The organism is Pseudomonas sp. NFACC56-3 (genome assembly GCF_900100025.1).
Classification (GTDB): Bacteria; Pseudomonadota; Gammaproteobacteria; order Pseudomonadales; family Pseudomonadaceae; genus Aquipseudomonas; species Aquipseudomonas fluorescens_AA.
Map to the genome: position 1 here is coordinate 254,168 of NZ_FMTK01000004.1, position 23,732 is coordinate 277,899.

The window sequence follows — 23,732 nt, forward strand, 5'->3', positions numbered from 1 at the left end:
TGTGAGTCGGAGGTTTTTTCGTATGACCACTTCTTTGCAACCTGCTTATGCTCTGGTCCCGGGTGCGAACCTGGAGGCCTATGTGCACACGGTGAACAGCATTCCTTTGCTGACGCCCGAGCAGGAGCGTGAACTGGCCGAGAGTCTCTATTATGAGCAGGATCTTGAGGCGGCTCGGCAGATGGTGCTCGCCCACCTGCGTTTTGTCGTACATATCGCCCGCAGCTATTCCGGCTACGGGCTGGCCCAGGCCGACCTGATCCAGGAAGGCAACGTCGGCCTGATGAAGGCGGTCAAGCGCTTCAACCCGGAAATGGGTGTGCGCCTGGTGTCGTTCGCCGTGCATTGGATCAAGGCGGAAATCCACGAGTTCATCCTGCGCAACTGGCGCATCGTGAAAGTCGCGACCACCAAGGCCCAGCGCAAGCTGTTCTTCAACCTGCGCAGCCAGAAGAAGCGTCTGGCCTGGCTGAACAACGAAGAAGTCCACCGCGTGGCTGAAAGCCTGGGCGTCGAACCCCGGGAAGTACGCGAGATGGAAAGCCGCCTGACCGGCCATGACATGGCCTTCGACCCGGCCGCCGAAGCGGACGACGACAGCGCTTTCCAATCGCCGGCCAACTACCTGGAAGACCACCGGTATGACCCGGCGCGTCAACTGGAAGACGCCGACTGGAGCGACAACTCCAACACCAACCTGCACGAAGCCCTGGAAGTGCTGGACGAACGCAGCCGCGACATCCTCTACCAGCGCTGGCTGGCCGAGGAAAAAGCCACGCTGCACGACCTGGCGCAGAAGTACAACGTGTCGGCCGAGCGGATTCGCCAGCTCGAGAAGAGCGCGATGAACAAGCTCAAGGTGTCGATTGCGGCCTGACGACGGTAACGTCTAAGAAAACGCCCCGATCAGCGATGATCGGGGCGTTTTTGTTTGTGTGGGCAAAACCTCTGTGGGAGCGGGCTTGCTCGCGAAGGCGGTGTGTCAGTCCATATCAATGTGTCTGACGCACCGCCTTCGCGAGCAAGCCCGCTCCCACAAGGGGTCCTAAGTGTCTGGGCTATTGCGCCCAAGGCACCCGCCGCGAATGATCGAGCTCCAGCAGGTAGCTGTCGCCCCCCAGCTGGCTCATCTGTTGGCGAATCCAGCCCGCCCGCCGTAGCACATAGGGGCTCGGTCGGCTGGCGCTCCATTTCCGCGGGTTGGGCAATACCGCCGCCAGCAGGCTGGCCTGTTGCCGGGACAAGGCATCGGCGCTGGTGTGGAAGTGATGGCGTGCTGCTGCTTCCGCCCCGAACACACCGTCATCCCACTCGACGCTGTTGAGGTACACCTCAAGGATCCGCTGCTTGGGCCAGAGCACTTCGATCAGCGCGGTGAACCAGGCCTCCAGACCTTTGCGCAGCCAGCTGCGGCCCGACCACAGGAACAGGTTCTTGGACACTTGCTGGCTGAGGGTGCTGGCGCCGCGAATCGAACCGCCACGCCCATTGTGAGCGAAGGCGGCCTGGATCGCGCCAATGTCGAAGCCCCAGTGCTCGGGGAATTTCTGATCTTCACCCGCGATCACCGCCACCTTGAGGCTGTCGGAAATCCGCTCCCAAGGTTGCCAGGTGCGTTGCAGGTCGATCGGCTCACCGCCGAACCAGGATTCAACCTTGCGCTCGATCATCAGCGCGGTGAACGGCGGCGGCACCACGCGAAACAGCAGCACCAGCACGACGCTGCCGACGGCGAACCAGAGCAGGGCTTTAAGGAATCGTCGAAACAATAAACGCAACATAGAGATGGCTTGGCCGAACCCGTCGAGCGGGCCATTATACAGACCCTGTCCACCGAGTCTGACTGGAGTTCCCATGTTGCGTAGCTTTCTGATGCTGGCGGCTTTTTTCGGTTTCACGGGCGTGGCGCTGGGGGCATTTGCCGCCCATGGCCTGAAAAATCGCCTGAGCGCCGATTACCTGGCGATTTTCCACACCGGCGTCACCTACCAACTGGTGCACACCCTGGCGTTGCTGGGCGTTGCGCTGCTGGCCACGCACATTCCCGGTCGTATCGTCACCTGGGCCGGGATCTCCTTTGTCATCGGCATCCTGTTGTTCTCCGGCAGCCTGTATCTGTTGACCCTGACCGGCATCAGCAAGCTGGGCATCATCACCCCGTTGGGCGGCGTGGCGTTCCTGATCGGTTGGCTGTGCCTGGGGCTTGCCGCCTGGCGGCTGGGCTGACCGGGCAGTCCATTTCATGACGAATGGCTTGGGTCGCCCTGACTGATCGGGCTAGAATGCCAGCCCCTAAAAATGATGGCGGCATCCGGCATGCGCATTCAGTTGAACGGCGAACCCCTTGAACTGCCCGACGGTGAAACCGTTGCGGCCCTGCTGACCCGTCTGGAACTCGCTGGACGTCGCGTCGCGGTGGAGCTCAATCTGGATATCGTCCCGCGCAGCCAGCACGCCGAGACCACGTTGAACGACGGCGATTCGGTCGAAGTGGTCCACGCCATCGGTGGCGGCTAGTCGCCTCGGTTTCGCAGCATTTCGCAAGAACCTCACCCCAACAGAGGATTTCCCATGAGCATCGTTCGTAGCGACAAGCCCTTCGTCCTGGCCGGTCGTACCTACCAGTCGCGCTTGCTGGTAGGCACCGGCAAATACCGCGACATGGAAGAAACCCGCCTGGCCATCGAGGCCTCGGGCGCCGAGATCGTGACCGTCGCCGTGCGCCGGACCAACATCGGCCAGAACCCGGGCGAACCGAACCTGCTGGATATCCTGCCGCCGGATCGCTACACCATCCTGCCGAACACCGCCGGTTGCTTCGACGCCATCGAGGCCGTGCGCACCTGTCGCCTGGCCCGTGAACTGCTCGATGGCCACAACCTGGTGAAGCTGGAAGTGCTGGCGGACCAGAAAACCCTGTTCCCCAACGTGATCGAAACCCTCAAGGCCGCCGAAACCCTGGTCAAGGAAGGTTTCGACGTGATGGTCTACACCAGCGATGACCCGATCATTGCCCGTCAACTGGCGGAAATCGGCTGCATCGCGGTCATGCCGCTGGCCGGCCTGATCGGCACTGGCCTGGGGATTTGCAACCCGTACAACCTGCAGATCATCCTGGAAGAAGCCAAGATCCCGGTGTTGGTGGATGCCGGTGTCGGCACCGCCTCCGACGCCACTATCGCCATGGAGCTGGGTTGCGAAGCGGTGCTGATGAACTCGGCCATTGCCCACGCCCAGCAGCCAGTCTTGATGGCCGAAGCCATGAAGCACGCCATCGTCGCCGGTCGCCTGGCGTACCTGGCCGGCCGCATGCCGAAAAAACTCTACGCCAGCGCCTCCTCGCCGCTGGATGGTCTGATCAAGTAAGAGCCATTGATGACTGAATCGAACGACACGCCGGTCCTGCCGGAAGAAGGCGAAGAGCGCCAGCACCGCCGCATCAAGAGTTTCGTGATGCGCGCCGGGCGCATGACCGAAGGCCAGCAGCGCGGCCTGGAGCAGGGCGCGCCGCTGTTTGTCCTGCCCCTGGCCGATGCGCCGGTGGATTTTGACCAGGTGTTCGGCCGCTCGGCCCCGCGCTCGCTGGAAATCGGCTTCGGCATGGGTCACTCGTTGCTGGAAATGGCCGCCGCTTCGCCGGAGCAGGATTTCATCGGGGTGGAAGTCCACCGTCCCGGCGTCGGTGCGCTGCTCAACGGCGTGTTGACCCAAGGGCTGACCAACCTGCGGGTCTACGATTGCGACGCCATTGAAGTGCTCAACCGCTGCGTGGCCGACAACAGTCTCGACCGACTGATGCTGTTCTTCCCGGACCCTTGGCACAAAAGCCGGCACCACAAGCGCCGTATCGTCCAGGCGTCGTTCGCTGAGCTGGTGCGCAGCAAGTTGAAGGTCGGCGGTGTGCTGCACATGGCCACCGACTGGGAACCCTACGCCGAGTACATGCTGGAAGTGATGAACGTCGCCCCGGGCTATCGCAACCTGGCCGAAGACGGTAAGTGCGTGCCCCGTCCGGCCGAACGGCCGATCACCAAGTTCGAGCGCCGTGGCGAACGGCTTGGGCATGGGGTTTGGGATTTGAAGTTCGAGAAGGTGGCGTAAACATCAGGCGGTAAAAACTGTGGGAGCGAGCTTGCTCGCGATGAGGCCATGACATTCAGCATCAATGTTGCTGTCAGGCCGCCATCGCGAGCAAGCTCGCTCCCACATTTGTTTTGTGTGATGGTCGAAATCAGCGCCGATCCGCCACCACGCCAATCAACACCAGCACCACCAACAACACCGGCGCCAGGCTGTAGTTGTTGAACTGGCTCAAGCCCCTGACGATCCATGGCGTGGCATAGATCAGCGCGGCACCGCTGCCGATCATGCACAGCAGGGCGATCAAGGGGACGCGCAAGGCGCCGGCGATGCTGCCCAGGCGTTGGTCGACCCAACCCTTGATGTCGGCACCAAACAGCACCAGCAGGCAGCCTACCAATGCCAGGGAGATTTCCGACAGGTTGCTGCGGCTCCAGCGGGACACGGTGGCCAGCAGGTCGAGTACCAGATCCATTCGATTTCCTTGTGTTGATCAGCTCAGAAATGTCTGCAGCAAGTCATTGAGAAACAGCTGTCCGCGCTCGGTGGCCGCCAGACGTGTCGGTTCGACCTGCAACAACCCGCTTTGTTCGGCCTCGCGCCGGCCTTCGGCCAGGCTTTGCAGGGGCAACCCGGTGCGTTCCGGGTACAGTCGCGCGTCCACGCCTGCGGTCAGGCGCAGGGCGTTCATCAGGAACTCGAACGGCAGTTCTTCATTGGCCAGGGTTTTCTCGCCAGCCTGGAAGCTTTTGGCCGGATTGAGATAGTCCTTGGGCAGTCGGGTCTTCCAGGTGCGCACGATGCGCCCGTCCGGATGGCTGAGCTTGCCGTGGGCGCCGGCGCCGATGCCGATGAAGTCGCCGAAGCTCCAGTAGTTGAGGTTATGCCGCGCCGCCCGGCCGGGCTGGGCGTAGGCCGAGACTTCGTATTGGGCGTAGCCGTGTTCGGCCAGCAAGGCCTGCCCGGCTTCCTGGATATCCCACAGCGTGTCGTCTTCGGGCAAGGTCGGTGGCTGATTCCAGAACACCGTGTTCGGTTCCAGCGTCAACTGGTACCAGGACACATGGGTCGGCTTCAAGGCAATGGCCTGGCGCAGGTCGCTCAAGGCATCGTCGAGGGACTGGTCGGGCAGCCCGTGCATCAGGTCCAGGTTGAAGTTGTCGAACCCGGCCTGGCGGGCCATGCCGGCGGCGCGTACCGCTTCGTCACCGTTATGGATGCGCCCCAGGGCTTCGAGCTTGGCCTGCTGGAAACTCTGGATGCCGATGGACAGGCGGTTGATGCCCAAGGCCCGGTAAGCGACGAATTTTTCTTGCTCGAATGTGCCGGGGTTGGCTTCCAGGGTGATTTCGATGTCCTGGGCGAACGGTATCCGCGCCTCGACCCCCTCGAGCAATCGGCCCAGGGCCTGGGCACTGAACAGGCTCGGGGTACCGCCCCCGAAAAAGATCGAGCTCAGCGGGCGACCATGGACCGCGTGCAGATCCTGGTCGAGGTCTGCCAGCAAGGCGTCGACGTACGCCTCTTCCGGCAACTGCGGGCTGGCGGTGTGGGAGTTGAAGTCGCAATACGGGCATTTGCGCACGCACCACGGGATGTGGATGTACAACGCCAGGGGCGGCAACACCGGCAGTGGTGCCCGGGGCGTTTGTACACCGCCATGGATCAGCGGTGCGGGAGCGTCATCGATCATTGCAGGCCCAGACGTTGACGCAGCAGGGCCATGGCGCGGGCGCGGTGGCTCAGTTGGTTCTTTTCCACCGGCCCCAGCTCGGCGCTGGAGCAATCGCGCTCCGGTACCCAGAATAACGGGTCGTAGCCAAAACCGTGCTCGCCGCTGGCTTGGGTGAGAATGCGCCCGTGCCACAGGCCTTCGCAGAGGATCGGCAGCGGATCGTCGGCGTGGCGTACCAGGGCCAGCACACAGACGAACTGCGCGCCGCGCTCGGCTTCGGGCACGTCCTTGAGGGCGTCGAGCAGCTTGGCGTTGTTCGCCGCGTCACCTTTGCCGTCAGCGTAACGGGCCGAATAAATGCCTGGTGCACCGCCCAGGAAGTCCACGGCCAACCCGGAATCGTCGGCCAGCGCCGGCAGGCCCGAAATACGCGCGGCATTGCGGGCCTTGAGGATGGCGTTCTCGACGAACGACAGGCCGGTCTCTTCCGGTTCCACCTGGCTGAATTCGCCAATCGAGCGCAACTGCACCGATCCACCGAGCATGGCCTGCAGTTCCTTGAGCTTGCCGGCGTTGTGGCTGGCCAGTACGAGTTGGGTGAGGTTCATCATTGGCCCGGGAACAGTTCCTGGTTGAAGTTGAGGGTGTTGATCTTGTCGCCGGTTTGCACCTTGATTTCAAAGGTGCGGGTTTCCTGCTGGGGTACCGGATACTGGGCGATGTAGTAGATCGCGCCTGGCTCGGTCACCTGCTTGAATTTCAGCGGGATGCTCTGGCTGGTGAGGTCTTTCACCGTGCCGCTGACCTGGGCCATCAAGGGCTTGCCATCCCTGAGCACTGAGACGTTGATCACACCCTGTTGCTTGCTGCGAATCAGCTCGGCAGCCTTGGCGATGTCCGGCGTCAGGAAGGTGGAGTTGAAGGTGTTGTAGTGCACGGTGATATCACCGAACACTTCCTTGCGCTCGCCCTTGATGACGTCGGCGGCCATGGCGCCGACGCTCAGGCAAGCGGTGATGAGAAACAACGCTAGACGTTTCATGTCGTGCTCCTGGTGAGGCCGGGTCTTAGACCGCGACCTGGTAATCGGCAAGGCCTGGGCTGCTGACCCGATAGATGCCTATTTCACCTAACAGATTAGGCCATAGCTTGCTGGCCCACCCGTGGCGGTGCTGCTGGTCCACGGCCAGGCGATCGATGACCTTGGCTTCACGTTCGCGGCACAGCGCCTCGAAATCCTTGAAGGTGCAGAAGTGGATGTTCGGCGTGTTGTACCAGGTGTAGGGCAGGAAATCCGACACCGGCATGCGCCCCTTGCTCGCCAGGTACCAGCGGCAGCGCCAGTGACCGAAGTTGGGGAAGGTGATGATGCACTGGCGCCCGACCCGCAGCATTTCGTCGAGGATCTTGTCCGGGTAGTGCACCGCTTGCAGGGCTTGGGTCATGACCACGATGTCGAAGCTGTTGCTGGCGAAGTTGCCCAGGCCCTTGTCCAGGTCCTGCTCGATGACGTTGATGCCCTTGGCGACACACTCGGCAATGTTGTCCGGGTCGTTTTCCAGACCGTAGCCGGTGACCTGCTTGTTGTCCCGCAACCAGGTCAGCAGTTCGCCGTTGCCGCAGCCCAGGTCGAGCACGCGGCTGCCGGCGGGAATCCATTCCTGGATGATGTCCAGATCGGCTCTCATGGCGTCCTCACAGCGTTATACGGTTCATGTAGTTGCCGAACGCCTGCAGGTAGCGCGGGATCGGGATCAAAAAGGCGTCGTGGCCCTGGGGCGCGTCGATTTCCAGGTAGCAGACGTCCTTGCGCGCGGCCATCAGCGCGTCCACCAGCTCCCGCGAGCGCGCCGGGGAGAAGCGCCAGTCGGTGGTGAACGACATCACGCAGAACTTGGCGGTGGCCTTGGCGAAGGTTTTCGCCAGGTCATCGTCGAAGTTCGCCGCCGGGTCGAAGTAGTCCAGGGCCTTGGTCATCAGCAGGTAGGTGTTGGCGTCGAAACGCCCGGAAAATTCCTCGCCCTGGTAACGCAGGTAGCTCTCGACCTGGAACTCGACGCTGTGGAAGTCGTAGTTGAGCTTTTCGCTCTTGAGGCCACGGCCGAATTTCTCGCCCATGGAGTCGTCGGACAGGTAGGTGATGTGCCCGACCATCCGCGCCAGCATCAGCCCGCGCTTGGGGATCACGCCGTGTTCCTGGAACGAACCGCCGTGGAACTCGGGGTCGGTGAGGATCGCCTGGCGCGCCACTTCGTTGAAGGCGATGTTTTGCGCCGACAGCTTGGGGGCCGAGGCGATTGCCAGGCAGTGGCGCACGCGGTCCGGGTAGGTGATGGTCCATTGCAAGGCCTGCATGCCCCCCAGGCTGCCGCCGATCACGGCGGCCCACTGGCCGATACCGAGGCGGTCGGCCAGGCGGGCCTGGCTGTGGACCCAGTCTTCCACGGTCAGCACCGGGAAATCGGCACCGAAGGGCTTGCCGGTGTCCGGGTTGAGGCTGCTGGGGCCGGTGGAACCGTTGCAGCCGCCCAGGTTGTTCAGGCTGACCACGAAGAACTTGCTGGTGTCGATGGGCTTGCCCGGGCCGATGCAACTGTCCCACCAGCCGGGCTTGCGCTCGTCGATGCTGTGGTAGCCAGCGGCATGGTGATGCCCCGACAAGGCGTGGCAAATCAGCACGGCGTTGCTCGCCGTGGCATTGAGGGTGCCGTAGGTTTCGTAGATCAGGTCATAGGCTGGCAACGAACGGCCGCAGGCCAGGGCCAGGGGCTCGCTGAAATGCGCCGTTTGCGGCGTCACCAGACCAACGGAATCGGGGGGAAAGGCAGCTGGCATCGACCCTGCTCGCGTTGAAATGAGGCGTAAGTCTAAAGACCGCTGTGGCAAGCGGCAAGCAACGGGCGGCGCTGATTGTCCGGTGAACGTAGACCCTGTGGGAGCAAGGCTTGCCCGCGATAGGAACGATGCGGTCTTTTGGGGACCGAGGTGCCTGTTTCGCGAGCAAGCTTTGCTCCCACAGAGAGGTGCTGACTGATCAGGCCGGTATTGGGTCAGATCAGCAGCCGCAGGATTTCCGGCATCAGGGTCATCGCCGCCAGGTTGTTGATCACCAGCATGTCGATCAGCTTGAGCACCATGAACGCCAGGATCGGCGAGATATCCAGGCCACCCAGGTTCGGCACGATGCGGCGGAACGGCGCCAGGGCCGGCTCGCAGATCTGGTTCACCAGTTCGGCCCCCGGGTTATGGCTGCCCGGCGCGACCCACGACAGGATCACGCTGATGATCATGGCGAAGAAGAAAATCTTCAGGAACAGCGCGGTCACGCCAATGATCGACCAGATCAGCAATTGCAACGGGTTGCCGGTGGTGCCGTAGGTCAGCAGCAGGGTCAGGGCCATCAGCGCCATTTGCACGAGGATCGCCAGGACCAGCGACGACATGTCCAGGCCGAACAGGCTCGGGATGATCCGGCGCAGCGGCTTGAGCAGCGGCTGGGTGGCCTTGACGATGAACTGGCACAGCGGGTTGTAGAAGTTGGCGCGCACCAGTTGCAGCACGAAACGCAGCAGCACGATCAGCAAGTACAGGCTACCGAGGGTTTGCAGCACGTAGACCGCTGCGGTGTTCAATCCAATCATGAATGGCTCCTTATTGGCCCAGTTGTTCGGCCATTTCGGCCGAGCGGTGCGCGGCGGCGCCGAGTGCTTTTTCCACCAGGGCTTCGAAGCCCCCGGCCTGGAACGATTTGATGGCCGCTTCGGTGGTGCCGGCCGGCGAGGTCACGCGACGACGCAGCTCGGCCGCATCGACGTCGCTCGACACCGCCATGTGCGCGGCACCGAGTGCGGTCTGCAAGGTCAACTGGGCGGCGGTTTCCCGGGTCAGGCCAAGCTTTTCGCCTGCGGCGGTCATGGCTTCGATCAGCAGGAAGAAGTACGCCGGGCCCGAGCCGGACACGGCGGTGACCGCGTCCAGTTGCTGTTCGGTGTCCAGCCACAGGGCCAGGCCGACGGCCGACAGCAGCGTTTCGGCCTGCTGGCGTTGCTCGGCGGTCACCCGTGGCGTGGCGAACAGGCCGCTGACGCCCTGGCGCAACAGCGCCGGCGTGTTGGGCATGCAGCGTACGATCGGCTGCTCGCCGAGCCAGTTGTTCATGCTGGCGCAGGTGATGCCGGCGGCAATCGACACCACCAGTTGATGGGGCTTGAGGCTGGGGCGAAGGGCTTCACAGACGGTTTTCATCGCTTGCGGCTTGACCGCCAGCACGATGACGTCGGCACCGTCGATGGCCTGGGCATTGTCGGCGAAGGTTTCGATGCCGTGCTCGGCACTCACTCGGGTGCGGGTCTCTTCACCCGGATCGCTGGCGCGGATCAGCGAAGCGTCCAGGCCCTTGGCCCGCAGGCCGCCGATCAGGCTGGCGGCCATGTTGCCGGCGCCGATGAAGGCAATACGCGTGTTGCTCATGACAGGTCCTTATAAAGAGATGAGTCGGTCATGGTTCAGGATTGACCGTAGTCGCGGGCACCAAACAGGGCAGTACCGATGCGCACCCAGGTGGCGCCTTGGGCAATGGCCGACTCGAGGTCGTGGCTCATGCCCATGGAAAGTGTGTCCAGCGGCAGTGCCAGGCTGGCTTGCAGGCGTTGAACGGCGGCGAAGGCTGCATCCTGGGCGGCACGTTCCTCGGTGGGTTCGGGAATCGCCATCAGCCCGCGCAGCTTCAGGCGCGGCAAAGCGCTGATGGCGCTGGCCAGGGCGGGCAGGTCCGCCGGGGTGCAGCCGGATTTGCTGGCTTCACCGCTGACGTTGACCTGGATACAAATGTTCAGCGGTGGCAACTCGGCCGGGCGCTGCTCGGACAGGCGCTGTGCAATTTTCAAACGATCCACGGAATGCACCCAATCGAAGTGTTCGGCGATAGCGCGCGTCTTGTTCGATTGAATGGGGCCGATGAAGTGCCAGATCAAGGGCAGGTCGGTCAATTCGGCCTGTTTGCCCAGGGCCTCTTGCAGATAGTTCTCGCCGAAGTCCCGCAGGCCGGCGGCATAGGCCTCACGCAGGGCCTGGGCGGGCTTGGTCTTGCTCACGGCCAGCAGTTGGACACTGCCTTCGGCACGTTGGGCGGTCTGCTCCGCCGTACGGATACGCGAACTAACCTGAGCAATGTTGTCTGCTATCGTGGACATAAAGGAAGCGCCAGCGGTGAGGTTCGCGGCATTCTACTGGAATTGAGGAGCGCTATGGATATCACTGAACTGCTGGCGTTCAGCGCCAAACAGGGGGCGTCGGACCTGCACCTGTCCGCCGGGCTGCCGCCGATGATCCGCGTGGATGGCGATGTGCGGCGGATCAACCTGCCGGCGCTGGACCACAAGCAGGTCCATGAACTGATCTACGACATCATGAACGACCGGCAACGGGTGGATTACGAAAAGTTTCTGGAGACTGACTTTTCCTTCGACGTGCCGGGCGTCGCGCGATTCCGGGTCAACGCCTTCAATCAGAATCGCGGCGCGGGGGCGGTGTTCCGCACCATTCCGTCGAAAGTGCTGACCATGGAAGACCTGGGGATGGGCGAGGTGTTTCGCAAGGTGACCGAATCGCCGCGGGGGCTGGTGCTGGTGACCGGGCCGACCGGTTCGGGCAAGTCCACCACCCTGGCGGCGATGATCGACTACCTCAACAGCCATAAGCACCATCACATCCTCACCATCGAAGACCCTATCGAATTCGTTCACGAACCGCGCAAATGCCTGATCAACCAGCGCGAGGTGCACCGCGACACCCAAAGCTTCTCCACGGCCCTGCGTTCAGCCCTGCGGGAGGATCCGGACGTGATCCTGGTGGGCGAGATGCGCGACCTGGAAACCATCCGCCTGGCGCTGACCGCCGCCGAAACCGGGCACCTGGTGTTCGGCACCTTGCACACCACCTCGGCGGCCAAGACCATCGACCGGGTGGTGGACGTGTTTCCCGGTGACGAGAAATCCATGGTTCGCTCGATGTTGTCGGAGTCGTTGCAGGCGGTGATTTCCCAGACGTTGATCAAGAAGATCGGCGGCGGCCGGATCGCGGCGCATGAAATCATGCTGGGGACCTCGGCCATCCGGAACCTGATCCGCGAAGACAAAATCGCGCAGATGTACTCATCGATCCAGACCGGCGGTTCGCTGGGGATGCAGACGCTGGATATGTGTTTGAAGGACTTGGTGAACAAGGGCCTGATCAGCCGCGAGCATGCTCGGGAGAAGGCGCGTACGCCGGATAATTTCTGAGGCGGGAAAATGGTCAGTAAGGCCTGATACGGCCCCTGTGGCGAGGGAGCTTGCTCCCGCTGGGCCGCGAAGCGGACCCAAAATAATTGGGCCCACAGAGATCATTGGTCTGTTTTGGGGCGGCTGCGCCACCCAGCGGGAGCAAGCTCCCTCGCCACAGGGGGCCGGTGAGTTCTTCTGATCAGCGCTGAACCACGCGCAGCGCACCAGGTTCTTTCGGCAGTACCCGCTTGGCGACCACGTAGTGGGTGTCCCAGTACGGCTTGTTCAAGGTGTCGATGGTCACCGACTTGCCACGGCGTGGGGCGTGGATGAAGCGGTCGTTACCCAGGTAGATGGCCACGTGGTTGACCCGGCGGCTCTTGAGCTTGAAGAAGATCAGGTCGCCGGGCTTGAGATCCTTGCGCTCGACTTTCTCGCCATGACCGGCGGCCATGGCATTGGACGTGCGTGGCAGGTCGAACGTGGCGTCGTTGAAAGCGTATTTCACCAACCCGCTGCAATCGAAGCCTTTACTTGGGCTGCTGCCGCCCCAACGATAAGGTGTGCCGAGTACATTCACGGCGCGGCTCAGCACGTTGCTGCTCGCTTTGGTCGCCATGGGCGGCACCAGCTTGCTGTGGGCCGTGCTCACGCGCTGGACGCTTGGCTTGTTCTTGCTCGAAGGAGCAGAAACATGGGATTTCGGGGTGTAGCCGTTGACGTTAGGAAGACGTTGCTCACGATTGGTGGCGTGGGCGGCCAGTGGCAATAATAGGCAAATGGTTAGCCATGTCTTGAAAAATGGACGCATTAGGCAAGGCTCTTAAAGGTTAGCGCGCAACTTTATAACAGCTTTTTTCTCGTTCCTGAGGCCGTTTGTCGATTCGGAAGTCGCTCCGAACCCCGCATAAATGCGCCAAATTGACCCGATTGTCCGACAGAACCCCGACACCACGGGGGTTTGCTTGGTTCAAGTCGCTCAGGACCGCTTGTCGGCGAGACATAAAAAAGTCACAAAAAGTCCGAACAAATTTTTCTATCGAGGCAAAAGAGGCCATTCATGAACAGCTATCAGCAGGACGCCATCCACGATACCCACAGCAAAGTCATCGGGTATCTGCTGTGGATTTTCGGTTTTACCGGCGCCCACCGTTTCTATTACGGCAAGCCGGTCACGGGCACGATCTGGTTCTTCACCTTCGGCCTGCTGGGCATCGGTTGGCTGATCGACCTGTTCCTGATCCCGGCCATGGACCGCGAGGCGGACCTGCGTTTCACCCCTGGGCCAATCGAGTACAGCGTGGCGTGGATTCTGCTGACGTTTCTCGGGGTGCTGGGCGTACACCGGATGTACCAGGGCAAGTGGATCAGCGGGATTATTTACTTGCTGACCGGCGGGGTGTTTTTCCTCGGGGTGCTGTATGACTTCTGGACGCTGAACGATCAGGTCTCGATTCGTAATGCGCAGAAGCGGGGGGCTTTTCACTAAGTCGGCTAGACCGAGTCGCCTGCATTCGCGAGCAAGCCCGCTCCCACACGGGATCCGCTGTGAACACATGATGTGTGAACACCTCAGATCCAATGTGGGAGCGGGCTTGCTCGCGAAGCAGGCGACGCGGTATCAGGCCTGGTGAGTGATCCGCCCATCCATCAGGGTATAGCGCACCATCCCCGGCAGGCTGTGGCCGAGGAACGGGCAGTTGTCGCCCTTGGAGCGCCAGGCTTCGCCGGCCACGGTGGACGCGGCTGGGTCGAACAGCACCAGGTCCGCCGCGGCGCCCACCGCCAGTTTCCCCGCCGGCAATTGCAGCGCCTGGGCCGGGCCGGCGCTCAGGCGGGCCAGCAAGGTCGGCAGGTCCAGCAAGCCGTCTTCCACCAGCGTCAGGGCCAGCGGTAGTAACAGCTCGACGCTGCTGATGCCCGGCTCGGTGGCGCCGAACGGGGCCAGCTTGGCATCGCGCTCGTGGGGTTGGTGGTGGCTGGAGATGGCCGAGATCACCCCGGACTTCACCGCCTCGCGCAGGCCATCGCGGTCGGCGCGGGTGCGCAGCGGCGGCTGGACGTGGTAGACGCTGTTGAAGTCGATCAGCGCCTCGTCGGTCAGGATCAACTGGTACAGCGCCACATCGGCGGTCACTGGTAGGCCGCGGGCCTGGGCCTGGGCGATCAACGCCGCGCCGCGGGCGCTGGTCAGCTGGCTGAAGTGGGCGCGCACGCCGCTTTGTTCCACCAGCAGCAGGTCCCGGGCCAGGGCCACGGTCTCGGCGGTTTCCGGGATGCCCGGCAGGCCGAGGAAGCTGGCGGTCGGGCCTTCGTGGGCCAGGCCACCTTCGGCCAGGTCGTGATCCTGGGAGTTGAAGATCACCGTCAGGCCGAAGGTCGCCGCGTATTCCAGGGCGCGGCACAGGGTACGGGTGTTGCGGAAACTGTTCAGGCCGTTGCCGAACGCCACGCAACCGGCGTCCCGCAGGGCGATGAGTTCGGCCAGTTGCTCGCCGTCGAGGCCTTTGCTCAGTGCGCCGATCGGGAAGACCTTGGTGTTGCCGGCTTCGCGGGCGCGGTCGAGGATCAGTTCGGCCACGGCCGAGGTGTCCAGCACCGGTTTGGTCTGCGGCGGGCAGCACAGGCTGGTCACGCCACCGGCCGCGGCGGCCCGGGTTTCGCTGACGATGCTGCCTTTGCGGCTGTAGCCCGGTTCGCGCAGGGCGACGTTCAGGTCCACCAGGCCGGGCGCGGCCACCAGGCCCTGGGCGTCGAGGATGTCGACCGCGACAAAGCCCGTCGGCGCCGCGCCAAGGGCGACGATCTTGCAGGCATCGATATGAATGTCAGTCACTTGATCCAGGCCACTGGCCGGATCGATCACGCGTGCGCCGAGAATGCTGAGCTTCACTGGGCGTTCTCCTGGTCGAATTGGCGCTGGGCCGTTTGCCCGCTCATGGCCATGGACAGCACGGCCATGCGGATGGCGATGCCGTAGGTCACCTGGTTGAGAATCACCGAGTGCGGGCCGTCGGCCACCGCCGACTCGATCTCCACGCCGCGGTTGATCGGCCCCGGGTGCATGACGATGGCATCCGGCTTGGCCCCGGCCAGGCGCGCCGTGGTCAGGCCGAACAGGCGGTAGAACTCGCCTTCGCTGGGCAGCAGGCCGCCGGTCATGCGCTCGCGTTGCAGGCGCAGCATGATCACCACGTCCACGTCCTTGAGGCCTTCGGTCATGTCGGTGTAGACCTTCACGCCGTATTGCTCGACGCCGATGGGCAGCAGGGTTTTCGGTGCGATCACGCGGATGTCCGGGCAACCGAGGGTCTTGAGGGCCAGCATGTTCGAGCGGGCTACCCGCGAGTGCAGGATGTCGCCGACGATGGCCACCGACAGGTTCTCGAAGCTGCCCTTGTGCCGACGGATGGTCAGCATGTCGAGCATGCCCTGGGTCGGGTGGGCGTGACGGCCGTCGCCGCCGTTGATGATCGCCACTTGCGGGCACACGTGTTCGGCGATGAAGTGCGCGGCGCCGGAGTCGCCGTGGCGCACGACGAACATGTCGGCGGCCATGGCTTCGAGGTTGCGCAAGGTGTCGAGCAGGGTTTCGCCCTTGCTCGCCGAGGACGTGGACACGTTCAAGGTGATCACGTCCGCCGACAGGCGCTGGGCCGCCAGTTCGAAGGTGGTACGGGTGCGGGTGGAGTTTTCGAAGAACACGTTGCACACGGTCTTGCCGCGCAGCAACGGGACTTTCTTCACCGCCCGGGCACCGACTTCGAGGAACGAGTCGGCGGTGTCGAGGATTTCCGTCAACAGCTCGCGGCGCAGGCCGTCGAGGGACAGGAAGTGCCGCAGCTGGCCCTGATCGTTGAGCTGTAGCGGGCGCTTGGTTTCGAGAGGCGTCATCGCGATGGACTCTTACAAGGGCAGTTAAAGGGCAAGGTCTTGCAGTTCGAGTTGCAGCGGCGACGGCCCGGAGAGCTTGACCCGCTCATGGGTGGCCAGCGTCAGCGTCGCGCCGACCACGTTCGGCCGGATCGGCAGCTCGGCGGCGTCCAGGTCCAGCAGGCACACCAGCGTCACGCTGGCCGGGCGACCGTAGTCGAACAGTTCGTTCATGGCGGCGCGGATGGTCCGGCCGCTCATCAGCACGTCGTCGATCAACACCAGGTGCTGGCCTTCGATCTCGAACGGCAGTGCCGAGGGGCGTACTTGCGGGTGCAGGCCGTTCTGGCTGAAGTCGTCGCGGTAGAAGGACACATCCAGGGTGCCCAGCGGCGATTGGCTGCCCAGTGCTTCGAGCAAGGCCTGGGCGACCCAGACGCCACCGGTGCGAATGCCGATGTAGCGCGGTTCGCTGATGTCGCGGTGTTCCAGGTGTGCCGTGAGACGAATCGCCATCTGGCTGATCAGTTCGGCAGGATTGGGCAGGCTCATGCTGGCTCCTTCAGGTTCCCGGGCCGGTGGTGAGTGGCGCGGCTTATCGCTAAAAGAAAGCGCCTTGGCGGCGCTTTGTAAAAAATCAGGTTTCGAACAGAGCGGCGTTGGCATCGAGCCAGCCTTGCAGCAGCAGGGCGGCGGCGATGGCGTCCACCGGATTGTCGCGGTAGCTGCCTTTCTGCCCGCCGCGCACCAGGCGCTCGCCCTTGGCCTCGAAGGTGGTCAGGCGCTCGTCATGGGTATAGAAGGGCAGGTTGTAGCGGCCATTGAGCCGGCGGGCGAACTTTTCGGCGCGCAGGCACATGTCGCTGGGCGTGCCGTCCATGTTCAGCGGCAGGCCGACCACCACGGCATCGGGTTTCCACTCCTTGATCAGCGCTTCGACCTGGTTCCAGTCCGGAACACCGTTCTGCGCCTTCAAGGTGCACAACTCGCGGGCCTGGCCGGTAATGACCTGGCCGACCGCTACGCCGATCTGTTTGGTGCCGTAATCGAAGCCCAGCAGCAAGCGCAGGGCCATCAGGCGTGTCCTGCCTGGCTGGTGAGCAGACTGAGGTTGACCCCCAACCGGCTGGCCGCCGCTTCCAGGCGCAGTTCGCTGCTGGTATTGAACAGGATGTCGGCGTCGAACGGGCAGGTCAGCCAGGCGTTGTCGGCCAGCTCGGCTTCCAGTTGCCCGGGTTCCCAACCGGCATAGCCGAGGGCGATCAGGCTTTTCTGCGGGCCGACGCCGTCGGCGATGGCGAACAGCACGTCCTGGGAAGTGGACAGCGACAAGCCGTCCAGGTCCACCGTGGCCTGGTATTTGGGGCCTGATGGATGGAGTACGAAGCCGCGATCGGTCTGCACCGGGCCGCCGATGAAAATCGGCACGTGCTGGCACAAGAGTGGCGGTTCGACCTCGGGCCGCAGTTGCTCAAGAATGTCCGCCAGGCTCAGCTCTTGCGGGCGATTGATCACCAGCCCCATGGCCCCATTGGCCGTGTGCTCGACGATGTAGGTCAAGGTATGGGCAAAGTTCGGATCGGCCATGTGCGGCATGGCAATCAGGAAGTGATGCTTGAGGTAGGTGGGGCTGACGTTTTTCATAGGCGCTAGTGTGGCGGCGCAGGGCCGAACTGACAAGCTGGGGATGTACAGGAAATGCCCCGATCTGGCTGGCGACACCGATCAAATGTGGGAGCGGGCTTGCTCGCGAAGGGGCCCGTGCAACCGACAGATCTCTTGCGGCAGGACCGCCGTCTTCGCGGGCAAGCCCGCTCCCACAAGGGATCTGCGGCGGGCGCCGAGGTTATGTCCGGCACAAACCCGTGATCAATTGCTGGACAGCCGGTCGCCGCGGGCGAATTTCCAGGTGCGGATGATTTCCAGCCGGTCGATGTCCGACAAATCCCCGGTAAACGGCGCGAACGGTGCGGCCAGGCGCACGATCCGCTGGGCGGCCTGGTCCAGCAGCGGCTGGCCGGAGGATTCGAGCACCAGCACTTCATACAGCGAGCCGTCACGATTGATCGAGACCATCAGCCGCAGGTTGCCGTAGATCTGTTTGCGCCGCGCTTCGTCAGGGTAGTTGAGGTTGCCGATGCGCTCGACCTTCTTGCGCCACTCGTCCTTGTACCAGGCACCCTTGTCGCGCATGGTCGAAGCGGCGCTCAGACGGTGGATGCGCGGGCGCTTGGCGTAGAGCTGTTGCTCCTGGGCCAGTTCAGCTTCCAGGCTGGCGATGTCGCTGGACAGCTGGGAGCTGTCGAAGGTGGGCGCGGGGGCCTGGGGCTTGGGATCAGGCTTGACCTCTTCCTTGGCCGGGGCTTTCTTCGGCTTCGGCGCCACGGTGGTCACGGCCGCCTTGGGCGCCGCTTCCTGCACTTCGGGCTTGGCCGCTGGCGGCGGGGTGACTTTCTGCACCGTGTTGTCCTGGAAGGGCGCGATCTCGGTGGTCTTGGGGATCGCCTTCTTTTCCAGGGTGCCGCTGCCTTGCTGGTTTTCCTGGGCGAGGAAGTCGGCCTTCTTGGGCTTGGTCTCGCTCTTGAAGGTGGCCAGGGTGATTTCCAGGGTCTGGCTGATCTGTTTCGGCTCGACCGTGGCAAACCCGACGCCCAGCAGCAAGGCCAGGTGGATCAGCGCCGCCAGGAACAGGGTAAAACCGAGGCGATCAGCCGGGCGCACGCCACGATGGGCGAGCTCTTGGGGCAGATCGGACGGGAGTGTCATGACAAGGAAACCAACATCGCGTTTTTTTCAGGCCGGGCATGATAACGCAATGTGGGTTTCCTTCAGCAGATCTGGATCAACGAGCCTTGAGCTTCTGATCGATGGCATCCATCAACAGGCCGCCGATGTCGGTGCCAAAGGCGTTATCGATCTCGCGGATGCAGGTCGGGCTGGTGACGTTGATTTCCGTCAGGTGCTCGCCGATCACGTCCAGGCCCACGAACAACAGGCCTTTTTCCCGCAGGGTCGGGCCGACCTGGGCAGCGATCCAGCGGTCCTTCTCGGTCAACGGTCGTGCCTCGCCACGGCCGCCGGCTGCCAGGTTGCCCCGGGTTTCACCGGCCGCCGGGATACGCGCCAGGCAATAATCCACCGGCTCGCCGTCGATCATCAGGATGCGTTTGTCGCCATCGACGATGGCCGGCAGGTAGCCCTGGATCATGATCTGCTGCTTGCCGTGCAGCGTCAGGGTTTCCAGGATCACCGACAGGTTCGGGTGGCCGGCGGTGTGCCGGAAGATCGAAGAACCGCCCATGCCGTCCAGGGGCTTGAGGATCACGTCGCCGTGATGGTCGGCAAATTCGCGCAACACGTCCGGGCGACGGCTGACGATGGTCGGCGGCGTGCACTGCGGGAACAGCGTGGCGAACAGCTTTTCGTTACAGTCGCGCAGGCTCTGGGGCTTGTTGACCACCAGCACGCCAGCGTTTTCCGCTTGTTCCAGCAGGTAGGTGGAGTACACGAACTCCATGTCGAACGGCGGATCCTTGCGCATCAGGATCACGTCCAGGTCGCTGAGCAGCGCATCGCGCTCGTCGCCCAGTTCAAACCACTTCTCAGGGTTGGCGAAGACGTTCAGCGGCTTCATCCGCGCCCGCGCCTGGCCTTCGGCCTGGTAGAGGTCGCGCTGCTCCATGTAGAACAGCTCCCAGCCGCGCTTCTGAGCGGCCAGCAGCATGGCCAGCGAGCTATCCTTTTTATAGGAAATGCTGGCGATAGGGTCCATGACAATGCCGACGCGTACGCTCATGGCTTGGTTCCTCGAAATGTGATGGGCACATAATGGCGTGAAAAAGTGGCGTCAGAGTGGCGCCCGGAAGATTGGCGGTCAAGGAAAAACCACCGCGCCGAGCGGCCGATAGATCGGCGATGGAGACTGTGCTAAAAAGGCTGCCATGTGACGTGCGGGCCTTGAACATCAAGGGTTTGCGCTGTCGATCACACTTACGCGTTAAAAACCGGTTCGCAGTGGCAATGGCAGAGCATCTCACGCAGCAGCAACCCAGTGCCTTGAAGGTCATGGTCATCGACGACTCGAAGACCATCCGCCGCACCGCCGAAACCTTGCTGCGCAACGTGGGCTGCGAGGTGATCACGGCGATCGACGGCTTCGATGCCCTGGCCAAGATCGCCGACCATCATCCGGGCATCATCTTCGTCGACATCATGATGCCGCGCCTCGATGGCTACCAGACCTGTGCCCTGATCAAGAACAACAGCGCGTTCAAGGCCACGCCGGTGATCATGCTGTCGTCCCGGGATGGGTTGTTCGACAAGGCCAAGGGACGCATCGTCGGTTCCGATCAGTTTTTGACCAAGCCGTTCAGCAAGGAAGAACTGCTGGGGGCGATACAGGCCCATGTCCCGGGCTTTGCCGCTGTCCAGCCGCACCAGGCACATTAATGACACTCGGCCAACGGGCCTGGGGTCAACAAGAAAATGGGGAATACCATGGCACGAGTTCTGATCGTCGATGATTCGCCGACTGAAATGTACAAACTGACCGGCATGCTGGAAAAGCACGGCCATCAGGTCCTGAAGGCCGAGAATGGCGCCGATGGCGTGGCGCTGGCCCGCCAGGAAAAACCCGATGCGGTGCTGATGGACATCGTCATGCCCGGCCTCAATGGTTTCCAGGCCACGCGCCAGTTGACCAAGGACCCGGACACCGGCCATATCCCGGTGATCATCATCACCACCAAGGATCAGGACACCGACAAGGTCTGGGGTACGCGCCAGGGGGCGAAGGACTACCTGACCAAACCGGTGGACGAAGAAACCCTGATCGCGACTTTGAACAAAGTACTGGCGGGTTGACGGCGCGGCCATGAGCCAATCCCTGACGGCCTTCGAACTGCTGTTGCAGATCGACCGGCGTTGCCGGCTGCTGGGGGCGGACCTGCCCTCCCAGCCGACCCACCGTGCCGGCTGGAGCGGCATCGGCTTTCGCCTGGGCGAGCACTGGTACGTGGCGCCGATGGGCGAAGTCAGCGAAGTGCTACACGAGCCGCGTTACACGCATTTGCCCGGGGTCAAGCCGTGGGTGCGTGGCGTGGCTAACCTGCGGGGGCGCTTGTTGCCGTTGATGGACTTGTGCGGGTTCTTTGGCCATGAGCTGTCCACCGTGCGCAAGCAGCGGCGGGTGCTGGTGGTGGACCACGACGAGGTGTTCGCCGGGTTGCTGGTGGACGAGGTCCTCGGGCTGCAACACTTTGCCCAGGACAGCCTGGAACCGATGCCGGTGGACGACCACGACGGCCCGGAAGCGGCCTTCGTCAAGGGCCGGTTCGGCGGCGAGCGCGAGTGGCAAGTGTTCAGCCCGTTTGCCCTGGCGCGGTCGCCGGGGTTCATGGATGTGGCTGTTTGACGGAAAAGCTCGAGTGAATGGGCTGGCCCCTTCGCGAGCAAGCTCGCTCCCACCTTGGATCTATGATGCTCACAAAGCTTGAGTTCACAGTAGATCCCAATGTGGGAGCGGGCTTGCTCGCGAAGGAGGCGACTCGGTCTGACAGATAGGCAAGGCAGTGGCCCCACTGATAAAGCAGTAAGTTGGATTGGGCAGCACAGGCGAGAACCGATGATCAAAGCAAAAGCAGGCAAGCCACTGGAAGCGTCGCGCAGTCGTTCGCAGATCATCGTGCTGTTCGTCGCGCTGATCGTCTTCATCGTGCTGCTGTTCGCCAACTTCGCTTACCTCAACACCCAGTCCACCTACGACAAACAGTACATCGGCCATGCCGGTGAGCTGCGGGTGCTGTCCCAGCGTATTGCCAAGAATGCCACCGAGGCCGCCGCCGGCAAGCCTGCGGCGTTCAAGCTGCTGAGCGATGCGCGCAATGACTTCGCCCAGCGCTGGGGCTACCTGAAACAGGGCGACCCGGTGACCGGCCTGCCCCCTGCGCCCGCCACCCTGCGCCCGCAGATGCGCGCCGTGCAGCTGGATTGGGAGCGCCTGCTCAAGAACACCGATGCCATTCTCTCCAGCGAACAGACCGTGTTGTCGCTGCACCAGGTGGCGGCCACCCTGGCCGAAACCGTGCCGCAGTTGCAGGTCGAGTACGAAAAAGTCGTCGAGATCCTGCTGCAACGTGGCGCGCCAGCCACCCAAGTGGCCATGGCCCAGCGCCAGTCCCTGCTGGCCGAGCGAATTCTCGGCGCGGTGAACACCGTGCTGGCGGGGGACGAAAACGCCAGCCAGGCCGCCGATACCTTCGGTCGCGACGCGGCGCGTTTTGGCCAGGTGCTCAATGGCATGTTGCAAGGTGACCCGGCCCTGAAAATCTCCCAGGTCCAGGACCGCGATGCCCGGGCGCGGCTGAGCGAAATCAGCGAGCTATTCGAGTTCGTCTCCGGCTCGGTGGATGAGATCCTCGAAACCTCGCCGGAGCTGTTCAAGGTCCGCGAATCGGCCGGTAATATCTTCAACTTGTCGCAGACCTTGCTCGACGAGGCTTCGCACCTGGCCACGGCCTTCGAAAACCTGGCCGGCGGGCGTTCCGTCAATACCATCGGCGGCTATGTGCTGGGCCTGCTGGCGCTGATGTCGATCATCCTGATCGGGCTGGTGATGGTCCGCGAGACCAACCGCCAGTTGCACGAAACCGCGGAAAAGAACGAGCGCAACCAGAACGCGATCATGCGGCTGCTGGATGAAATCGAGGACCTGGCCGACGGCGACCTGACCGTCACGGCCTCGGTCACCGAGGATTTCACCGGCACCATCGCCGATTCCATCAACTACTCAGTGGACCAGCTGCGCGACTTGGTGGCGACCATCAACCTCACCGCCGGCCAGGTCGCCGCGGCCGTGCAGGAAACCCAGGCCACGGCGATGCACCTGGCCCAGGCGTCCGAGCACCAGGCCCAGCAAATTTCCGAAGCTTCGACTTCAATTAATGAAATGGCCCAGTCCATCGACCAGGTGTCGGCCAATGCCGCCGAATCGTCGGCGGTGGCCGAGCGTTCGGTGGAGATTGCCAACAAGGGTAACGAGGTGGTGCACAACACCATTCATGGCATGGACAACATTCGCGAGCAGATCCAGGACACCGCCAAGCGCATCAAGCGCTTGGGTGAGTCATCCCAGGAAATCGGCGACATTGTCAGCCTGATCGACGACATCGCCGACCAGACCAACATCCTGGCCCTCAACGCCGCCATCCAGGCGTCCATGGCCGGCGATGCCGGGCGCGGGTTCGCGGTGGTGGCCGATGAAGTGCAACGCCTGGCCGAGCGTTCTTCGGCGGCGACCCGGCAAATCGAAACCCTGGTGCGAGCGATCCAGGCCGACACCAACGAAGCGGTGATTTCCATGGAGCAGACCACCACTGAAGTGGTGCGCGGTGCGCGACTGGCCCAGGATGCCGGCGTCGCCCTGGAAGAGATCGAGGGTGTGTCCAAGACCCTGGCGGCGCTGATCCAGAGCATCTCCAACGCGGCGCAGCAACAGACCACCTCGGCGGGGCAGATTTCCTTGACCATGAACGTGATCCAGCAGATCACCACGCAGACTTCGTCGGGCTCCACCGCCACCGCCGAAAGCATCGGCAACCTGGCGAAAATGGCCAGCCAGCTGCGCCGGTCGGTGTCGGGGTTTACCCTGCCGGCCGCACCTGTGGCGGATGAGGACAAGGAGTGACTGGCCGCACTTTCCTGGCCGCAGAGATCTTCTGTGGCGAGGGGATTTATCCCCGCTGGGGCGCGAAGCGGCCCCTAGCAATGCAGAACCCAATCTCTATGTACCAGGCTGGCTATTTTGGGACTGCTTTGCAGTCCAGCGGGGATAAATCCCCTCG

Annotated in this window: 29 protein-coding genes; 11 read left to right on the forward strand and 18 right to left on the reverse strand. The window is 63.0% G+C overall.

The window, feature by feature from the left end:
- Positions 1-22 precede the first annotated feature (22 nt).
- Positions 23-877, forward strand: a complete 855-nt coding sequence (gene rpoH / locus BLO80_RS08585) for an RNA polymerase sigma factor RpoH (protein ID WP_003177476.1) — start codon at positions 23-25, stop codon at positions 875-877.
- 181 nt (positions 878-1,058) lie between these two features.
- Here the strand turns inward: rpoH and mtgA are convergent, their stop codons facing one another.
- Complete coding sequence (gene mtgA, locus BLO80_RS08590) at positions 1,059-1,781, reverse strand: monofunctional biosynthetic peptidoglycan transglycosylase (protein WP_092329661.1); 723 nt, start codon at positions 1,779-1,781, stop codon at positions 1,059-1,061.
- Positions 1,782-1,854: 73 nt separating this feature from the next.
- Here mtgA and BLO80_RS08595 point away from each other — a divergent pair, with 73 nt between their 5' ends.
- The 4 genes from BLO80_RS08595 (at position 1,855) to trmB (ending at position 4,101) form a co-directional block, all read left to right on the forward strand.
- Positions 1,855-2,226 (forward strand): DUF423 domain-containing protein, encoded by a 372-nt coding sequence (locus tag BLO80_RS08595; protein WP_072405917.1) that lies wholly within the window; start codon positions 1,855-1,857, stop codon positions 2,224-2,226.
- A gap of 90 nt (positions 2,227-2,316) precedes the next feature.
- Positions 2,317-2,517, forward strand: a complete 201-nt coding sequence (thiS, locus tag BLO80_RS08600) for a sulfur carrier protein ThiS (RefSeq protein ID WP_060740194.1) — start codon at positions 2,317-2,319, stop codon at positions 2,515-2,517.
- A 54-nt stretch (positions 2,518-2,571) separates the two neighbouring features.
- On the forward strand, positions 2,572-3,366 hold the full coding sequence (locus BLO80_RS08605; RefSeq protein WP_060740195.1) for a thiazole synthase: 795 nt from the start codon (positions 2,572-2,574) through the stop codon (positions 3,364-3,366).
- Between the two features lie 9 nt (positions 3,367-3,375).
- Positions 3,376-4,101, forward strand: a complete 726-nt coding sequence (gene trmB / locus BLO80_RS08610; protein ID WP_014340682.1) for a tRNA (guanosine(46)-N7)-methyltransferase TrmB — start codon at positions 3,376-3,378, stop codon at positions 4,099-4,101.
- A gap of 130 nt (positions 4,102-4,231) precedes the next feature.
- Here the strand turns inward: trmB and BLO80_RS08615 are convergent, their stop codons facing one another.
- The 9 genes from BLO80_RS08615 to BLO80_RS08660 all read right to left on the reverse strand — a co-directional run bounded on the left by BLO80_RS08615 (position 4,232) and on the right by BLO80_RS08660 (position 10,947).
- Positions 4,232-4,555 (reverse strand): DUF3392 domain-containing protein, encoded by a 324-nt coding sequence (locus tag BLO80_RS08615; protein WP_060740196.1) that lies wholly within the window; start codon positions 4,553-4,555, stop codon positions 4,232-4,234.
- Between the two features lie 18 nt (positions 4,556-4,573).
- A complete protein-coding gene (gene hemW, locus BLO80_RS08620; protein ID WP_092329664.1) occupies positions 4,574-5,773 on the reverse strand; it encodes a radical SAM family heme chaperone HemW in 1,200 nt (399 codons plus the stop codon).
- Positions 5,770-6,366, reverse strand: coding sequence for an RdgB/HAM1 family non-canonical purine NTP pyrophosphatase (gene rdgB, locus BLO80_RS08625; RefSeq protein ID WP_092329667.1), 597 nt, complete (start codon positions 6,364-6,366; stop codon positions 5,770-5,772). Before rdgB ends, hemW begins: the two co-directional genes overlap by 4 nt.
- The gene (locus BLO80_RS08630; RefSeq protein WP_092329670.1) at positions 6,363-6,797 is read right to left on the reverse strand and encodes a DUF4426 domain-containing protein; all 435 of its coding nucleotides are present in this window, start codon (positions 6,795-6,797) and stop codon (positions 6,363-6,365) included. Before BLO80_RS08630 ends, rdgB begins: the two co-directional genes overlap by 4 nt.
- Before the next feature lie 25 nt (positions 6,798-6,822).
- Positions 6,823-7,443, reverse strand: a complete 621-nt coding sequence (gene metW, locus BLO80_RS08635) for a methionine biosynthesis protein MetW (protein WP_060740200.1) — start codon at positions 7,441-7,443, stop codon at positions 6,823-6,825.
- A gap of 7 nt (positions 7,444-7,450) precedes the next feature.
- Complete coding sequence (locus BLO80_RS08640; RefSeq protein ID WP_092329673.1) at positions 7,451-8,590, reverse strand: homoserine O-succinyltransferase MetX; 1,140 nt, start codon at positions 8,588-8,590, stop codon at positions 7,451-7,453.
- Between the two features lie 215 nt (positions 8,591-8,805).
- Positions 8,806-9,396, reverse strand: a complete 591-nt coding sequence (locus BLO80_RS08650; RefSeq protein WP_092203087.1) for a YggT family protein — start codon at positions 9,394-9,396, stop codon at positions 8,806-8,808.
- A gap of 10 nt (positions 9,397-9,406) precedes the next feature.
- Positions 9,407-10,225: a pyrroline-5-carboxylate reductase gene (gene proC / locus BLO80_RS08655; RefSeq protein WP_092329679.1), complete on the reverse strand. Its 819-nt coding sequence runs from the start codon at positions 10,223-10,225 to the stop codon at positions 9,407-9,409.
- A 35-nt stretch (positions 10,226-10,260) separates the two neighbouring features.
- Positions 10,261-10,947 (reverse strand): YggS family pyridoxal phosphate-dependent enzyme, encoded by a 687-nt coding sequence (locus tag BLO80_RS08660; RefSeq protein WP_092329682.1) that lies wholly within the window; start codon positions 10,945-10,947, stop codon positions 10,261-10,263.
- 54 nt (positions 10,948-11,001) lie between these two features.
- Here BLO80_RS08660 and BLO80_RS08665 point away from each other — a divergent pair, with 54 nt between their 5' ends.
- On the forward strand, positions 11,002-12,036 hold the full coding sequence (locus tag BLO80_RS08665; RefSeq protein ID WP_092329684.1) for a type IV pilus twitching motility protein PilT: 1,035 nt from the start codon (positions 11,002-11,004) through the stop codon (positions 12,034-12,036).
- A 181-nt stretch (positions 12,037-12,217) separates the two neighbouring features.
- Here BLO80_RS08665 and BLO80_RS08670 read toward each other — a convergent pair whose 3' ends face one another.
- The gene (locus BLO80_RS08670; RefSeq protein ID WP_092329687.1) at positions 12,218-12,829 is read right to left on the reverse strand and encodes a C40 family peptidase; all 612 of its coding nucleotides are present in this window, start codon (positions 12,827-12,829) and stop codon (positions 12,218-12,220) included.
- 249 nt (positions 12,830-13,078) lie between these two features.
- Between BLO80_RS08670 and BLO80_RS08675 the strand changes: the two genes are divergently transcribed.
- On the forward strand, positions 13,079-13,507 hold the full coding sequence (locus BLO80_RS08675; RefSeq protein ID WP_092329690.1) for an NINE protein: 429 nt from the start codon (positions 13,079-13,081) through the stop codon (positions 13,505-13,507).
- Between the two features lie 132 nt (positions 13,508-13,639).
- Here the strand turns inward: BLO80_RS08675 and BLO80_RS08680 are convergent, their stop codons facing one another.
- From BLO80_RS08680 to gshB, 7 genes are all read right to left on the reverse strand, one after another.
- Complete coding sequence (locus BLO80_RS08680; RefSeq protein ID WP_092329694.1) at positions 13,640-14,911, reverse strand: dihydroorotase; 1,272 nt, start codon at positions 14,909-14,911, stop codon at positions 13,640-13,642.
- Complete coding sequence (locus BLO80_RS08685) at positions 14,908-15,912, reverse strand: aspartate carbamoyltransferase catalytic subunit (RefSeq protein ID WP_003177495.1); 1,005 nt, start codon at positions 15,910-15,912, stop codon at positions 14,908-14,910. The genes BLO80_RS08680 and BLO80_RS08685 overlap by 4 nt, the downstream gene beginning before the upstream one ends.
- A 24-nt stretch (positions 15,913-15,936) precedes the next feature.
- Positions 15,937-16,443, reverse strand: coding sequence for a bifunctional pyr operon transcriptional regulator/uracil phosphoribosyltransferase PyrR (gene pyrR / locus BLO80_RS08690; protein ID WP_092329697.1), 507 nt, complete (start codon positions 16,441-16,443; stop codon positions 15,937-15,939).
- 85 nt (positions 16,444-16,528) lie between these two features.
- Positions 16,529-16,966, reverse strand: a complete 438-nt coding sequence (ruvX, locus tag BLO80_RS08695; protein ID WP_003177497.1) for a Holliday junction resolvase RuvX — start codon at positions 16,964-16,966, stop codon at positions 16,529-16,531.
- Complete coding sequence (locus BLO80_RS08700; protein WP_092329700.1) at positions 16,966-17,535, reverse strand: YqgE/AlgH family protein; 570 nt, start codon at positions 17,533-17,535, stop codon at positions 16,966-16,968. The genes ruvX and BLO80_RS08700 overlap by 1 nt, the downstream gene beginning before the upstream one ends.
- A 225-nt stretch (positions 17,536-17,760) precedes the next feature.
- Positions 17,761-18,657 carry an energy transducer TonB gene (locus BLO80_RS08705; protein ID WP_092329703.1) on the reverse strand — a complete coding sequence of 299 codons (897 nt, stop codon included), beginning with the start codon at positions 18,655-18,657 and terminating at the stop codon, positions 17,761-17,763.
- Positions 18,658-18,733: 76 nt separating this feature from the next.
- Entirely contained in the window at positions 18,734-19,687 is a 954-nt protein-coding gene (gene gshB / locus BLO80_RS08710) for a glutathione synthase (RefSeq protein WP_092204946.1), read from the reverse strand.
- Between the two features lie 224 nt (positions 19,688-19,911).
- Between gshB and BLO80_RS08715 the strand changes: the two genes are divergently transcribed.
- The 4 genes from BLO80_RS08715 to BLO80_RS08730 all read left to right on the forward strand — a co-directional run bounded on the left by BLO80_RS08715 (position 19,912) and on the right by BLO80_RS08730 (position 23,575).
- Positions 19,912-20,340, forward strand: coding sequence for a response regulator (locus BLO80_RS08715; protein WP_092170757.1), 429 nt, complete (start codon positions 19,912-19,914; stop codon positions 20,338-20,340).
- 48 nt (positions 20,341-20,388) lie between these two features.
- The gene (gene pilH, locus BLO80_RS08720) at positions 20,389-20,754 is read left to right on the forward strand and encodes a twitching motility response regulator PilH (protein WP_003206465.1); all 366 of its coding nucleotides are present in this window, start codon (positions 20,389-20,391) and stop codon (positions 20,752-20,754) included.
- 10 nt (positions 20,755-20,764) lie between these two features.
- Positions 20,765-21,304, forward strand: coding sequence for a chemotaxis protein CheW (locus BLO80_RS08725; RefSeq protein ID WP_092329706.1), 540 nt, complete (start codon positions 20,765-20,767; stop codon positions 21,302-21,304).
- 210 nt (positions 21,305-21,514) lie between these two features.
- The gene (locus BLO80_RS08730; RefSeq protein WP_092329709.1) at positions 21,515-23,575 is read left to right on the forward strand and encodes a methyl-accepting chemotaxis protein; all 2,061 of its coding nucleotides are present in this window, start codon (positions 21,515-21,517) and stop codon (positions 23,573-23,575) included.
- Positions 23,576-23,732: the final 157 nt, after the last annotated feature.

What these genes read in the sequence shown, in the direction of transcription:
- rpoH (WP_003177476.1), top strand. Translation starts at nt 23, where the DNA reads ATGACCACTTCTTTGCAACCTGCTTATGCTCTGGTCCCGGGTGCGAAC.
- mtgA (WP_092329661.1), bottom strand. Translation starts at nt 1,781, where the DNA reads ATGTTGCGTTTATTGTTTCGACGATTCCTTAAAGCCCTGCTCTGGTTC.
- BLO80_RS08595 (WP_072405917.1), top strand. Translation starts at nt 1,855, where the DNA reads ATGTTGCGTAGCTTTCTGATGCTGGCGGCTTTTTTCGGTTTCACGGGC.
- thiS (WP_060740194.1), top strand. Translation starts at nt 2,317, where the DNA reads ATGCGCATTCAGTTGAACGGCGAACCCCTTGAACTGCCCGACGGTGAA.
- BLO80_RS08605 (WP_060740195.1), top strand. Translation starts at nt 2,572, where the DNA reads ATGAGCATCGTTCGTAGCGACAAGCCCTTCGTCCTGGCCGGTCGTACC.
- trmB (WP_014340682.1), top strand. Translation starts at nt 3,376, where the DNA reads ATGACTGAATCGAACGACACGCCGGTCCTGCCGGAAGAAGGCGAAGAG.
- BLO80_RS08615 (WP_060740196.1), bottom strand. Translation starts at nt 4,555, where the DNA reads ATGGATCTGGTACTCGACCTGCTGGCCACCGTGTCCCGCTGGAGCCGC.
- hemW (WP_092329664.1), bottom strand. Translation starts at nt 5,773, where the DNA reads ATGATCGATGACGCTCCCGCACCGCTGATCCATGGCGGTGTACAAACG.
- rdgB (WP_092329667.1), bottom strand. Translation starts at nt 6,366, where the DNA reads ATGATGAACCTCACCCAACTCGTACTGGCCAGCCACAACGCCGGCAAG.
- BLO80_RS08630 (WP_092329670.1), bottom strand. Translation starts at nt 6,797, where the DNA reads ATGAAACGTCTAGCGTTGTTTCTCATCACCGCTTGCCTGAGCGTCGGC.
- metW (WP_060740200.1), bottom strand. Translation starts at nt 7,443, where the DNA reads ATGAGAGCCGATCTGGACATCATCCAGGAATGGATTCCCGCCGGCAGC.
- BLO80_RS08640 (WP_092329673.1), bottom strand. Translation starts at nt 8,590, where the DNA reads ATGCCAGCTGCCTTTCCCCCCGATTCCGTTGGTCTGGTGACGCCGCAA.
- BLO80_RS08650 (WP_092203087.1), bottom strand. Translation starts at nt 9,396, where the DNA reads ATGATTGGATTGAACACCGCAGCGGTCTACGTGCTGCAAACCCTCGGT.
- proC (WP_092329679.1), bottom strand. Translation starts at nt 10,225, where the DNA reads ATGAGCAACACGCGTATTGCCTTCATCGGCGCCGGCAACATGGCCGCC.
- BLO80_RS08660 (WP_092329682.1), bottom strand. Translation starts at nt 10,947, where the DNA reads ATGTCCACGATAGCAGACAACATTGCTCAGGTTAGTTCGCGTATCCGT.
- BLO80_RS08665 (WP_092329684.1), top strand. Translation starts at nt 11,002, where the DNA reads ATGGATATCACTGAACTGCTGGCGTTCAGCGCCAAACAGGGGGCGTCG.
- BLO80_RS08670 (WP_092329687.1), bottom strand. Translation starts at nt 12,829, where the DNA reads ATGCGTCCATTTTTCAAGACATGGCTAACCATTTGCCTATTATTGCCA.
- BLO80_RS08675 (WP_092329690.1), top strand. Translation starts at nt 13,079, where the DNA reads ATGAACAGCTATCAGCAGGACGCCATCCACGATACCCACAGCAAAGTC.
- BLO80_RS08685 (WP_003177495.1), bottom strand. Translation starts at nt 15,912, where the DNA reads ATGACGCCTCTCGAAACCAAGCGCCCGCTACAGCTCAACGATCAGGGC.
- pyrR (WP_092329697.1), bottom strand. Translation starts at nt 16,443, where the DNA reads ATGAGCCTGCCCAATCCTGCCGAACTGATCAGCCAGATGGCGATTCGT.
- ruvX (WP_003177497.1), bottom strand. Translation starts at nt 16,966, where the DNA reads ATGGCCCTGCGCTTGCTGCTGGGCTTCGATTACGGCACCAAACAGATC.
- BLO80_RS08700 (WP_092329700.1), bottom strand. Translation starts at nt 17,535, where the DNA reads ATGAAAAACGTCAGCCCCACCTACCTCAAGCATCACTTCCTGATTGCC.
- BLO80_RS08705 (WP_092329703.1), bottom strand. Translation starts at nt 18,657, where the DNA reads ATGACACTCCCGTCCGATCTGCCCCAAGAGCTCGCCCATCGTGGCGTG.
- gshB (WP_092204946.1), bottom strand. Translation starts at nt 19,687, where the DNA reads ATGAGCGTACGCGTCGGCATTGTCATGGACCCTATCGCCAGCATTTCC.
- BLO80_RS08715 (WP_092170757.1), top strand. Translation starts at nt 19,912, where the DNA reads ATGGCAGAGCATCTCACGCAGCAGCAACCCAGTGCCTTGAAGGTCATG.
- pilH (WP_003206465.1), top strand. Translation starts at nt 20,389, where the DNA reads ATGGCACGAGTTCTGATCGTCGATGATTCGCCGACTGAAATGTACAAA.
- BLO80_RS08725 (WP_092329706.1), top strand. Translation starts at nt 20,765, where the DNA reads ATGAGCCAATCCCTGACGGCCTTCGAACTGCTGTTGCAGATCGACCGG.
- BLO80_RS08730 (WP_092329709.1), top strand. Translation starts at nt 21,515, where the DNA reads ATGATCAAAGCAAAAGCAGGCAAGCCACTGGAAGCGTCGCGCAGTCGT.